At 57.3% G+C, this 12162-nt stretch carries 11 protein-coding genes and 1 tRNA gene; 5 read left to right on the top strand and 7 right to left on the bottom strand.

Annotated features, from left to right (window positions below):
* The first annotated feature begins 129 nt into the window (after window positions 1-129).
* Window positions 130-420, top strand: coding sequence for a hypothetical protein (locus tag G6N80_RS21070; protein WP_165136545.1), 291 nt, complete (start codon window positions 130-132; stop codon window positions 418-420).
* 32 nt (window positions 421-452) lie between these two features.
* On the opposite strand, the gene smpB is transcribed toward G6N80_RS21070, so the two are convergent.
* Window positions 453-929 (bottom strand): SsrA-binding protein SmpB, encoded by a 477-nt coding sequence (gene smpB, locus G6N80_RS21075; RefSeq protein ID WP_062552777.1) that lies wholly within the window; start codon window positions 927-929, stop codon window positions 453-455.
* A 110-nt stretch (window positions 930-1039) separates the two neighbouring features.
* Window positions 1040-1924, bottom strand: coding sequence for a 4-hydroxy-tetrahydrodipicolinate synthase (gene dapA / locus G6N80_RS21080; RefSeq protein WP_165136548.1), 885 nt, complete (start codon window positions 1922-1924; stop codon window positions 1040-1042).
* A 228-nt stretch (window positions 1925-2152) separates the two neighbouring features.
* Here dapA and G6N80_RS21085 point away from each other — a divergent pair, with 228 nt between their 5' ends.
* Entirely contained in the window at window positions 2153-4228 is a 2076-nt protein-coding gene (locus G6N80_RS21085; RefSeq protein WP_165136551.1) for a transglycosylase SLT domain-containing protein, read from the top strand.
* A gap of 134 nt (window positions 4229-4362) precedes the next feature.
* Complete coding sequence (locus G6N80_RS21090; protein ID WP_062552780.1) at window positions 4363-5250, top strand: alpha/beta fold hydrolase; 888 nt, start codon at window positions 4363-4365, stop codon at window positions 5248-5250.
* A gap of 166 nt (window positions 5251-5416) precedes the next feature.
* Here the strand turns inward: G6N80_RS21090 and G6N80_RS21095 are convergent, their stop codons facing one another.
* The 4 genes from G6N80_RS21095 to G6N80_RS21110 form a co-directional block, all read right to left on the bottom strand.
* A complete protein-coding gene (locus G6N80_RS21095) occupies window positions 5417-6457 on the bottom strand; it encodes a porin (RefSeq protein WP_062552781.1) in 1041 nt (346 codons plus the stop codon).
* A 504-nt stretch (window positions 6458-6961) separates the two neighbouring features.
* A complete protein-coding gene (locus G6N80_RS21100; protein ID WP_165136554.1) occupies window positions 6962-8002 on the bottom strand; it encodes a porin in 1041 nt (346 codons plus the stop codon).
* 395 nt (window positions 8003-8397) lie between these two features.
* A tRNA-Ser gene (locus tag G6N80_RS21105) sits at window positions 8398-8488 on the bottom strand.
* Between the two features lie 115 nt (window positions 8489-8603).
* Complete coding sequence (locus tag G6N80_RS21110) at window positions 8604-9821, bottom strand: NAD(P)/FAD-dependent oxidoreductase (RefSeq protein ID WP_165136557.1); 1218 nt, start codon at window positions 9819-9821, stop codon at window positions 8604-8606.
* A gap of 208 nt (window positions 9822-10029) precedes the next feature.
* Between G6N80_RS21110 and G6N80_RS21115 the strand changes: the two genes are divergently transcribed.
* Window positions 10030-10380, top strand: a complete 351-nt coding sequence (locus G6N80_RS21115) for a hypothetical protein (protein ID WP_137135273.1) — start codon at window positions 10030-10032, stop codon at window positions 10378-10380.
* Between the two features lie 113 nt (window positions 10381-10493).
* Entirely contained in the window at window positions 10494-11606 is a 1113-nt protein-coding gene (locus tag G6N80_RS21120) for a pyridoxal phosphate-dependent aminotransferase (protein WP_062552784.1), read from the top strand.
* A 62-nt stretch (window positions 11607-11668) separates the two neighbouring features.
* Here G6N80_RS21120 and G6N80_RS21125 read toward each other — a convergent pair whose 3' ends face one another.
* The gene (locus G6N80_RS21125; RefSeq protein ID WP_062552785.1) at window positions 11669-11935 is read right to left on the bottom strand and encodes an SEL1-like repeat protein; all 267 of its coding nucleotides are present in this window, start codon (window positions 11933-11935) and stop codon (window positions 11669-11671) included.
* Between the last annotated feature and the right edge of the window lie 227 nt (window positions 11936-12162).

The raw sequence follows: 12162 nt of genomic DNA on the forward strand, positions 1-12162 counted from the left end.
AGCAGCATTGTCTGCGTACAGCTTGCGGCGACAGCCGCGCATCATCAACCCCTCACCCATTCGCCGATCCCCTGCCTGCATGCTGCAGCGCGGGCATCACCTCTTCGTGCCGTTTGAAAGGATATCGCCATGCGCACGATCAGCCACGCCCATTCCCTCGTCATCTCCGCAGTCACGGAGACCGGCCGCGCCGTTCATGAAACCATCGCGATGCTGACGAGAGCGGCTCTTCGACGCCAGGTGAGGATCTCGAATAGCATTATCGATCTCAACCCATATCAAATGAGAGATCTCAATGCGGATCTGGAGGGGGAGAGCATGCGCCTCAATCCGGCATTCCGCGCCTATGAGCAGGAGCGCGCCCTGTACGAAGCAAAGCAGAAGGCTTTGCTCTTCACGCTGGGCATGAGCGGAAGGTAGCACACCCGACCAACCTGATCGGGAACAACAGATCAGCCGGTCTTCAACAACCGGCTTTTCTGGCGATTCCAGTCGCGTTCCTTCTCGGTCTCGCGCTTGTCGTGCAGTTTCTTGCCCTTGGCCAGAGCGAGTTCCAGCTTGGCCCTGCCCTTTTCATTGAAATAGATCTTCAACGGCACGAGTGTCATGCCCTCACGATTGATACCTGCCCTTAGACGGCTGATCTCCCGCTTGTTCAGCAGCAGTTTACGACGGCGCCGAGGCTCATGATTGAACCGGTTCGCCTGCAGATATTCCGGCAGGTGCGAGTTGATCAACCAGATTTCGTCACCTTCATCCGAGGCGTAGGATTCGGCAATATTGGCTTTTCCATCGCGCAGAGATTTGACCTCGGTGCCGGTCAGAACCAGACCTGCTTCGTAGGTATCGACGATCTCGTAGTTGAAGCGCGCCTTGCGGTTCTCCGCAACGATCTTGTTGACGACGCGCTGGCTGCCTCTGGGTGCCATCTGCCTATTCCAGTTCCTGATGATCCGCCCGATAGCCGGACGATATCAATGATGTAGTGTGTCGGCTCTCAAAAGCAAAGATGGCAGCCAAGCAAGGGCTGCCGACCTTGTCAGTTCAGGAGGCCCGCATGCTTGAGTGCCGCATCGATGGCAGCCTCGGTGGCAGGTTCAAGCGTCGACATGAGCGGCGAACGCGCATGCCGGTTGAGGCCACGCGTGCGCGACAGAGCGTACTTGGTGCCGCAGACACCCGGCTCCATGAAGATGGCCTTATGGAGCGGCATCAGGCGATCCTGGTATTCCAATGCCTTGGCATAATCACCGGCCAGCGTCGCCTGCTGGAACTCTGCACACAGGCGTGGTGCCACATTGGCAGACACCGAGATACAGCCAACACCGCCATGGGCATTGAAGCCGAGAGCCGTGCCATCTTCGCCAGACAACTGGATGAATTGCTTGCCGCATGTCATGCGCTGTTCGGAAACACGATCGAGCTTGCCAGTCGCATCCTTCACGCCCACGATATTGGAATGTGCCTTGACCAGGGCGCCCATTGTTTCCGGCGTCATGTCGATGACTGAACGCGGCGGGATATTGTAGATGATGATAGGCAGCTTCACGGCCTCTGCAACCGCCGAGAAATGGGCAAACAAGCCCTTCTGCGTCGGCTTGTTGTAGTAGGGCGTCACAACGAGCAAACCGTCTGCACCCGCCGCTTCCGCGTGCTGGGCCAGTTCGATAGCTTCGCGCGTATTGTTGGAGCCGGCGCCCGCAATGACGGGCACACGTTTGCGAGCGACTTCAATGCACAGTTCAATGACGCGCTTGTGCTCATCATGTGAGAGCGTAGGAGATTCGCCCGTGGTTCCGACCGGCACCAGACCAGTGCTGCCTTCCGTAACCTGCCACTCCACGTGAGCAGCAAACGCCTCCTCATCCACTGCGCCCGCATCGGTAAATGGCGTGATGAGCGCGGGCATGGACCCCTTGAACATGCAAAGTCTCCTCGGCGACCGTACTCATTCTTCGGCCGCATTATTCTTGTTTAAGTGCGCGCACCATAAAGGGCGAGTTGAGCCGCGACAAGCGTGACAAGGTGCGTTTTGCAATAGATCGTGATAGAAGATTGCCGATGCGAGGCCCATGCAGTAACGGGCTGTTAATCAAGATGGAGCGTAATTAACTATCGGAACGGATTGCAACTGTGCGAACATGAGTGCGGGATGAAGACCTCTCTCTGCGTAACAAGTCTGACGCTTTTATTGACGGCATCCGCGGTCGTTTGTGCGCCGTTGCCGGATGGTCCGCTTCCGCATCCTGTTTCCCGGCCAAAAGACTTTCAGCCCGCCGCCGTGCCTGTTCCGGAAATCACGGGTTCCATTCCGCGCGCCACTGCGCCGCAGGACGCCGACGCTTCTCTTTCGCTTCTGAAGCAGGGCCTGGATTCTCTGTCCAACCGCGACATCGCCTCAGCACTTGCTGCCCGGGACGCGCTGACCCCCGGTTCGCTTGATCATCATCTTCTCACCTGGGCACTCGCAACGTCGGGTGCTCGCGGCGTCCCCTCCTCCGAGATTGCCGAAGCCCAACGGGAGCTGACCGGCTGGCCGGGGCTTTCCAGGCTACGCGCCAATTCCGAGCGATCGCTTTTTGCAGAAAATCCTCCGCCAGCGCAGGTGCTTGCGGCGTTTGGCAGCACACTTCCAGAAACGCCCCAAGGCGCCATCATTCTGGCCAGAGCGCTTGCGGCGCAGGGAAATGGACCGGGAGCAGCAAAGATCCTGCGGCCATTCTGGATCGGCTATGCGCTGGATAAGGATCTGGAAGATCAGATCCTGCGGGAATTCGGCTCTGTGCTGACAGCGTCCGATCATCGAGCGCGGATGGATTACCTCATGTACCGGGGACGCTCAGCGCAGGCACAGCGTTTTAGCGAACTTGGTCGCGCGCCATCTCTCTACAAAGCCTGGGTTGCAGTTGCGACCAATGCAAAGAATGCAGCCGCCCTCATAAGCAGTGTCGACCGGTCGCTGCAGGACGATTCCGCCTATCTCTTCGTCCGGATCGAGTATCTCCGCCGTCAGGATCAATATGAACAAGCGGCCTCTTTGCTTGCTCGTGCTCCCAAGGACCGTGGAGACATGGTCAATGCCAGCGAATGGTGGAACGAGCGCCGGATCATTGCGCGCGGTCTGGCGGATAATGGCGATTTCAGGTCGGCCTATCAGGTGGTGGCCGCCCACAACGCGAAAAGTCCGACAGATATCGTTGATGCCGAGTTTCATGCCGGCTGGTACGCCTTGCGCGGCATGCGCGACCCGAAGGTGGCTTCCCAGCATTTCGAACGGATTCTGAAGGCCTCGAGTAGGCCTCTATCGGCTTCGCGCGCCTGGTACTGGCTTGGTCGCTCTGCGGAAGCCGGTGGTCCGGGCAATGCCGGTGACTATTTCTCGAAGGCCGCGGCCTATTCCGCGACCTTTTATGGACAGCTTGCAGCGGCACGCCTCAACCGCCCTGCCCTCAATGTTTCCTATCCATCGCCCAGTGCCCAGGATCGGCGGCTGTTCGAATCGCGGGAAGCGGTGCGCGCCATCGACAGGCTGGATCAGGCCGGACACGCGAAAAGAGCCGACGCACTTTACAAGGCATTGGCTGACGAAATGACGAGCCCCGGGGAGCTGGCAATTCTGGCGGCGCGCGCGGAGCGGAACAACAACCACGCCATGTCCCTTGAGATCGGCAAGTCTGCGTTCAACCGCGGGCTGGATGTCGCTGCATTGGCATTTCCGATCGGCGTCATCCCGCCCTCTGCCAATATCAATGGTTCCGGAAAGGCGCTTGCCTACTCCATTGCGCGGCAGGAAAGCGCGTTCAATCCGACCGCAATTTCGGGCGCAGATGCGCGCGGCCTGCTGCAATTGCTACCCGGTACAGCGAAAGCGGTTGCCGGCCGGCATGGCTTGCCTTTTACGGCGGCCAAGTTGACCTCTGATCCAGGCTATAACGCGACCCTTGGCGCGCATTATCTTGGGGAGCAGATCGACGCCTTCGATGGCTCCTACATCATGACCTTTATTGCTTACAATGCTGGGCCGCGGCGTGTGCCGGAGTGGATTGCGCGTTATGGAGATCCACGCGGCAAGACCATCGATGAGGTTGTCGACTGGATTGAGCGGATACCGTTCCCGGAAACACGCAACTATGTCCAGCGTGTGATGGAAAACTATCAGGTCTACAAGGTTCGCCTGGGTCAAAAAGCCGATATCGTCGATGACCTTCGGTTTGGACGCCGGTCGTAGTTACCTATTTCCCGCATATTGCTGTTGCCGGACGTGCTGGAAGGCGAGGCATGCATCTTGCGCCTCAGGACGCGACATGAAACTTTGACCCTAGACAAGCGAAGCATTCGGCCACACAGGAAGAAGGATCCAGCGTGCGAGAAGACGGCGCCAAACTCGACTTCGTGACATCAGCGGACGGCACACGGATCGCTTACCGGACCTACAGGAACCATGAGCCCTCTTCCGAGGCCCTCCCCGTTGTCTGCCTGGCTGGTCTGACCCGCAATAGCCGCGATTTTCATGCTTTTGCCAAGCGGGTCTCTGGCGATCCGATCAAGCCACGCAGCGTCATTTGCATCGATTATCGCGGGCGCGGCGCCTCGGACCGGGCTGAAGATCCCGCAACCTATTCCATCTTCACTGAAGCACAGGATTGCCTGTTGGTTCTGGATGCGCTCGGGATCACGCAGGCGATCTTCGTCGGCACCTCACGCGGCGGCCTTATTCTTCATATCCTCGCTCAACTTGCCCCGGATCGAATAGCAGCCGTGATGCTGAACGATGTCGGTCCAGAACTCGGATTGGAAGGATTGAAACTGATCCAGAGCTATCTCGGCGAAGGCAACACCAGCGCCATTCCAGACTGGGCATCTGCGGCGGAACAGCTGTCCCGCGTGCATGGAGCCGCCTTCCCTGCTCTCGAGCCAAGCGATTGGCAGGACATGGCTCGCGCCATCTATACCGAACAGGGCGGACAAATTGTTCCCGACTGCGATCCAGCCATCGCGCGTGCATTCGCATCGATGGATCTTGAACAACCGCTCCCTCACCTATGGACCCAATTCGATCTGCTGAACGACAGGCCGATGATGGTTGTTAGAGGCGAACACTCAACCTTGTTGACCGAACAGATCGTAGCGTCCATGCAAGACCGGCACCCGGAACTCCGTGTCGTAACAGCCGCAGGTCAAGGTCATGCGCCGCTTCTGCACAAGCCGCAGGTGTACGATGCGCTCCTAGACTTTCTGCGTCCCGTCTAACCCAACTCGCGACTGTCCAGTTCGCTGCCAGCGTTTACGGCCTTGTTCTGTTGCGTGCTGTAACCGTGAGATCGACGCGCACTTCCGCAGATATGCATCTGCCTGCCAGCTAAAACGAGAAAACCCGCCTTTCGGCGGGTTTTCAAAACTTTGTCGTGAGGCGCTCTTAGAATGCGCGCTGCAGACGGAAGAAGCCAGTCCAGCTTTCCGGACCGTTGTCGATGTCCTGGTAGTTTGCAGTCACCTTGGCCGACAGGTTCGTGGCCAGCTGGTAATCCACGGTTACGCCAGCGCGCCATGCATCGCCACCGACGAAGTCGCCAACGCGGTTGGTCTGTACCTTCCAGAGGTACTGAGCAGCCGGGGTGACCGTGAACTTGTCGTTCAGCTTGATGGCGTACTCACCGGCGACAGTCCACTCGGACTCATCGTAGTAAGCGTTCGCACCGCTAGCCCAGGCAGCGGACAGGCCGAGCGTGCCAGGACCGATATCGGCATAGGCAATCGCGCGCAGAGCGCCGTTTTCCTGGTCGATGTCGTAGGAGCCAATCAGGTTACCGCGGATCGCACCTTCGGAAATGCCAACTGCACCGCTGATGCCGACATTGTTGTTAGCCTTCGGAACGAAACCGTAAGCAACGCCGAGGTTCGAACCGCCAGCATAGGCGCTTTCGAGTTCTTCAACGGCGACGCCAGCGAAAAAGGCACCCGATGTGTAGGTGTAGCGGATGGCGTTGTACTGAGTCGTGTTGGACGACAGGATGTCTGTTTCGCCAGACAGATCGTCATCCCACCAGCTGTAGAAAAAGCCGACCTTCAGGCCACCGACTTCGATGAAGGCCTGATCGACGTTTACGCCGCGCGAGGTGGAGTTGTCGGAGTTGCCACGAAGGCCGATGAAGCCGCGAAGCGTACCAAGTTCCGTATCCGAGCGAGCATCGAGTTCCAGCTGTGCACGTGTAAAGGCGTTCCAATCAGAACGACCAGAAAGATCACGGCCGAAATCAGTCTGGAAACGGACGTAGCCACCGATCTTCAGGCAGGTCTCAGAACCCGGAATGTAGAAGAAGCCAGCGCCGAAAGCGTCGCACACGCGGACATATTCCATTGGCTCAGGCTGAGCAGCAACGATAGCATCGGCAGCATAAGATGCCGAAGCAAAGGACAGCGCAGCTACAGAGCTTGCGGCGAGAACCTTGAAGTTCATGTTTTTCCCTCGAGAATTGAAACCATCGGGCGTCAGGTGGCTTGGGTCAACCTGATGTGAGGCTATTAAAACACCGGCGTTCGCAGTCGCAAAATTAAAAAGCTACGTTTTGAGATTATCAACGGTCGTTGAATTCAACATTGTTGCGAAATCGTGACACATTCGCGTCAGCGCAACATCTAATAGTTAATCACATCATATCAGCACACGCCAGACACGTCATAAACTAACGAAATATTAATGAAATCAAGGATTTCACTGACACATTTACGCCTCAATCCGAGCTTGATCCGCCGAGCAATTCAGATTCGGAATCAATTGATGGGAGATGGCTGGTCGATCGACGGGACTCATCATGGCCGCAAAACCTGAACGAGCTGGCTTAGAATGCTCATCACAAGCGTGCTGAGCCAAGCAACGACGAGTGTGCGGCTTCGGCCTTGCTGCAAACGCAAAAAGCCCGGCACTAAGCCGGGCTTCCGCAATCAGACCTGAATGGTCAGATTAGAACGAACGCTGCAGACGCAGGTAACCAGACCAGGACTCCTGAGCGCGGTCAGGATCGTAGTACTGTACCGAAGCCTTTGCAGACAGGTTCTTTGCCAGCTGGTAGTCGAACGTCAGACCAGCCTTCCAAGCGTCACGCGAACCAACGAAGTCGCCGAAGCGGTTCTGGTCGAGCGTCCAGAAGTACTGGAAGCCGGGGGTGATCTTGAACTTGTCGGTGACCTTTACAGCGTATTCAGCTGCAACAGTCCACTCAGCCTTGTCGTAGTAGAAGTTCTGGCCAGAAGACCAGATAGCTGCGAGGCCGAAGGTGCCTGGGCCAACATCAGCCGTCAGGATACCACGGATTGCGCCATTTTCCTGGTCTGTGTCGTAGCCGCCGAGTACGTTGACCTTAACGCCGCCGAATGCGCCACCAACGATACCGGAGATGCCGACGTTGTTGTTCGGATCAACTGCACGAGCTACGCCGAAAGGAGCGACCTGAGTGGTTGCTGACTGGCTTTCCAGTTCGTCAACCGAGAGACCAGCGTAGAAGGAGCCAGCCGTGTAGGTGTAACGGATGGAGTTGAAGATCGTGTTCTGGCCGATATCATCGGTTTCGCCAGAGAGGCCGTCATCCCACCAGTTGAAGAAGTAACCAACCTTGAGGCCACCGATTTCGATGAAGGCCTGGTCGACGTTTACGCCACGGCTCGTGCTGTTCAGCGCGTTACCCTGCAGTGCAATGTAACCACGGAGCGTGCCGAGTTCAGAGTCGGAACGGGCGTCGAAGTTGACCTGACCGCGGGTAAAGGAATTCCAGTCAGACGTGCCAGAAGCGTTACGGCCGAAGTTCGTCTGGAAACGAACGTAGCCGTCGATCTTGAGGCAGGTTTCAGAACCCGGAATGTAGAAGAAACCAGCGCCGAATGCGTCGCAAACGCGAACGTATTCCATCGGCTCCGGCTGAGCAGCAACGATAGCGTCGGCAGCCTGGGCGCCGGATACTGCTGCGAGAGCAGCAGCGGAGCCGAGAAGAAGGCTCTTGATGTTCATAATGACCTCCAGTCAAGTTTAACGAGGGTTTGGGTTTTTAGATCGCGAAACGACCTTCCCTGCCCCACACCCGTTTAATCAGAAGGTAGACGATCCACCGCCTCGCTTCTGATGGTGAACATACTCGGTCAGTTGACGCTTGCAATCGTGAAGTTGACCGCAATCAGACAAGCCGGGCTGCTTCACAAATGGCTGTTGCTCAAACGACACAAAAGCGCGTGGACAACGTTTCAAATTTTACCAATGATTAAGAAAGTCGTTATCCGACAGGGTGTTACGCGCAGCCAGACCTGCGAAGGCCATGTTGCGCAATTGCACCAGCAGCTCATCTCGCGAGTCTGCCTCATGCTCAGTCATGTATGAGATATTTGAAATGCGCGCTTTCGCATCAATAGTGGCGGAGAGGAAGGGATTCGAACCCTCGATACGCTTTTGACGTATACTCCCTTAGCAGGGGAGCGCCTTCGACCACTCGGCCACCTCTCCGGTGCCGACGTGATTATGTCGTCGAGCCACCGATTGCAAGGCATTTTGCGAGACTGCCTGCAAAATCCCCCGATATCATCTGAAATCCTTGAGCTTTTTGCGACGAGACACGGCTTCAGGCAAGCAGCTCCTTTAGATCGCGCGTCGGATCCTCAAGAATCGATCTGTTCAAAGGCATGTTCGAATCCAGCAGTTTCTTGCCGGTAACATAGGCCTTGGCATCGTTGATGGCATCGACAGCAACAAACCGATTCTCCCGGAAATACCAGATTGATTGGCTTCCCGGTCGCACTCCCTGCCTCACGAAGGTTTCGTCGAACCCGACGTTCAGTCCGGCAATCTGCAGTTTGACATCATACTGATCCGACCAGAACCACGGTTTAGGCTCATAGGCCTTGTCACTGCCTGCGAGAATCGCAGCGAGCGCCTCGGCCTGATCAACGGCGTTTTGAACTGATTCCAGCCTGATCATTGTGTTTTGCCAAGGCAAGCTGGCGCAGTCGCCGATCGCGTGGACGTCCGGATCCGATGTCCGCGTCATTGAGTCGACCACGATTCCATCCGTCACCGTCAGTCCGGCAGCCTGGGCAAGCTCCGTATTCGCCGTCACGCCGATTCCGACGATTGCCAGATCGAGATCGATGACGGTTCCGTCTGCCAATTCGGCGCCCACCAGCTTGCCGCCCTCCCCAATCAGGCGACGCAAGCCCGTCGACTCACGAATCGCAACGCCGTGCGATTCGTGGATCGCCCGCATGGCGTCTGCGGTCTGAGAAGAGGCGACTCGCTTGAGGATACGGTCCGCCATTTCGATAAGCGTGACCTCAAGCCCTTTGTGTCTTGCAACGGCCGCCGCTTCCAGGCCGATGTAACCGCCGCCTATCACCAGAGCCCGCGCGCCTGGTTGGAATGCCGCAGCCAATTGGTCCGCATCGCGCTTGTCACGCATGACGAAAACGTTGTCGAGATCGCCTCCGATGGCTGCGGGAAGGCGTCTCGGGGTAGCCCCTGTTGCAAGGACGAGCTTGTTGTAGTTCAGGCAGCAACCGTCCTGAATGCGAACCGAGCGAGCAGCAAGGTTGATCTCCTCCACGAATGTCGAAAGTCGCAGATCAATTGCCTGCTCGCCATACCAGGCGTCTGGGCGCATCTGAAGACGGTCGAACTCCATCTCGCCCAGCAGATACTTCTTGGAGAGAGGCGGACGTTGATAAGGAGCAACATTCTCCGCGGTCAGGATCGTGATCGAGCGGCTGTCACCAAGGCTGCGAAGCTTGGCCACAAGTGAGAAAGCAGCCTGTCCGCCCCCAACAACCACCAGATCAACCGTCATTGCCCGCTCCTTCATTCGCGTCTTCCGCCCTTTCCTATGGAGCGTAGAGACTGCTTGGGTAGCGCCGTGCGGACAAGGCGTCAACGAGGAGCAGGCAGTTGAAGAAACTATCGAAAAGATAAGCTGCCTATCATATTTTACGCAGCGCCTTTACCGCTTGGTAGGTGATATCCCTTATTCTTGGGTTCCAATAGCGATGGAGGGCGTCATGTCCTTGAATATCAACCTTGATCCGAAAGCGAACATTCCGCGCGACCAGGCATTTCCGAAATACGTCATCGACCGGCCGGGAAAAGTCATCTTCGTCGGCCATCACCTGAGCACGGCCTCTCACTTCCGCTGCATCGTGCGCAACATTTCCCTTTACGGCGCGGATCTGGATGTCAGCCCCAACCTGACGATGCCGAAAAACTTCTTCCTCGAAATTCTCGGCATCCATGACGAAATCGGCTGCACCGTGATCCGGCGCGAAGCTGAGCATGTGGTTGTCGGCTTCAACATGCTGTTGGCACCGGAATTCCTGCATCACGTCATTCGGCGGGGATTTGAAGACGCCTGAGAAGGCGTTGCGGGTCTGACGGGCGAGTGTACCAGTCTCGCCGCAAGTGTACTTGCGGATAAGCCGGAGCACTTTATGGTGTGGCTCTCATTGCCCTTTGAGCCGGGAACATCATGCCAAGCTTTGCGCGCTTCACACCTCTTCTTTCCTCACTGCCTGCCACTGTTCCTTTTGTCGGACCGGAAGCAATCGAACGCAACCGTGGACTGATAGTGAGGGCCAGAATCGGCGCCAATGAAAGCGGTTTCGGTCCGGCACCGTCCGTCGTGGCCGCCATGGCGGAGGCCGCCTCTGATACCTGGCATTATTCCGACCCGGAGAATTTCGAACTCAAGCAGGCCTTGGCAGCTCATCTCGGCTGCTCCCCGACCAATATCGCGGTGGGCGAAGGCATCGATGCCCTTCTCGGCCATATCGTTCGCATGATCATAGAGCCGGGCATGCCGGTGGTGACATCGCTTGGCGCCTATCCCACCTTCAATTTTCATGTCGCTGGCTATGGCGGCCGACTTGTCACCGCACCTTACGTGCAGGATCGGGAAGATCTGGCCGGTCTGCTTGAGCTTGTGAAGCGCGAAAATGCGCCACTGGTCTATTTCGCCAACCCGGACAATCCCATGGGCAGTTGGTGGAATGCCGATGCCGTGGCCGAATTTGCCGAAGCGCTGCCGGAAACCTGTCTGCTGATCCTGGACGAGGCTTATTGCGAAACAGCGCCAGACGGCACGACCCCGGCGCTTTCCCGTTTGATCGACCGCCCCAATGTCATGCGCACGCGCACGCTTTCCAAAGCCTATGGTCTTGCCGGGGCGCGGGTTGGATATGTCATCACCACGCCTGAAAACGCGCAGGCCTTCGACAAGATTCGCAATCATTTCGGAATGGCGCGGATCAGCGTCGCTGGTGCGCTGGCGGCCCTGAAGGATCAGGCCTATCTCACGGATGTGCTGCAGAAAATCTCTGCCTCCCGTGACGCGATTTCCGACATCGCCAGAGCGAACGGGCTTCTGCCCCTCGTGTCGGCGACCAACTTCGTCGCGATCGATTGCGGTCGGGATGGCGCCTATGCGCGGGCCATCGTGGATGGCCTGATGGAGCACGGCGTGTTCATCCGCATGCCGGGTGTTGCGCCGCTTAACCGGTGCATCCGCATCAGCACGGGTCTGCCGCAGGACATGACACTGCTGGCGGAGGCCCTGCCGCAGGTTTTGAAGACGATCGGCTGAAGATTACTAAGCTCTTCAGCCTCTTCGTCGATCTGCCGGTTCAGGGATAGACGTGCGATGGATCAGTGCGTGGTCATCCAGTCGCGGGCGGCGCGGAGGGCTTCCGCAAGCTGCATCTTTGTCATCATGTGGGAGAGGTCCGCCCGCAATTCCGCGGCACGGTCGGATCCCTTGATGGCGGCGATGTTCAGCCACTTGTGAGCCGCAACCAGATCCACCGGGCAGCCGCGTCCGGTGGCATACATCAAGCCCATGTCACAGAAGAGTTCAGCGCGGGCCTCGCCACCCATCGCCGTCATTTCGCATTCCTGAATGTCAAAGCGTGCCATTGGTTTAATCCCTGTTGAACCGGTTATTCTTGCCCTGTTTTCGAGAGCCCTTGCGGGCATCGAAAGTGCGAAACCTCTCCGGGTTCTCATCACCTCCGACCGGCAGATTTTCTGCTCGTCTTCATGGGTTCACTATGCGGCAGCGGCTTCAAAATTCGCCTAAAATGCATGATTAATTTGAAACAAACAAAGTCCAAACAGTTGGTAAACCTCAGTTTTTGTTAAAC

Source organism: Rhizobium rhizoryzae (assembly GCF_011046895.1).
GTDB lineage: Bacteria > Pseudomonadota > Alphaproteobacteria > Rhizobiales > Rhizobiaceae > Neorhizobium > Neorhizobium rhizoryzae.

Bases quoted from the DNA above. Each gene is read 5' to 3' on its own strand.
- G6N80_RS21070 (WP_165136545.1), top strand. From the start codon at position 130: ATGCGCACGATCAGCCACGCCCATTCCCTCGTCATCTCCGCAGTCACG.
- smpB (WP_062552777.1), bottom strand. From the start codon at position 929: ATGGCACCCAGAGGCAGCCAGCGCGTCGTCAACAAGATCGTTGCGGAG.
- dapA (WP_165136548.1), bottom strand. From the start codon at position 1,924: ATGTTCAAGGGGTCCATGCCCGCGCTCATCACGCCATTTACCGATGCG.
- G6N80_RS21085 (WP_165136551.1), top strand. From the start codon at position 2,153: ATGAAGACCTCTCTCTGCGTAACAAGTCTGACGCTTTTATTGACGGCA.
- G6N80_RS21095 (WP_062552781.1), bottom strand. From the start codon at position 6,457: ATGAACTTCAAGGTTCTCGCCGCAAGCTCTGTAGCTGCGCTGTCCTTT.
- G6N80_RS21100 (WP_165136554.1), bottom strand. From the start codon at position 8,002: ATGAACATCAAGAGCCTTCTTCTCGGCTCCGCTGCTGCTCTCGCAGCA.
- G6N80_RS21110 (WP_165136557.1), bottom strand. From the start codon at position 9,821: ATGACGGTTGATCTGGTGGTTGTTGGGGGCGGACAGGCTGCTTTCTCA.
- G6N80_RS21115 (WP_137135273.1), top strand. From the start codon at position 10,030: ATGTCCTTGAATATCAACCTTGATCCGAAAGCGAACATTCCGCGCGAC.
- G6N80_RS21120 (WP_062552784.1), top strand. From the start codon at position 10,494: ATGCCAAGCTTTGCGCGCTTCACACCTCTTCTTTCCTCACTGCCTGCC.
- G6N80_RS21125 (WP_062552785.1), bottom strand. From the start codon at position 11,935: ATGGCACGCTTTGACATTCAGGAATGCGAAATGACGGCGATGGGTGGC.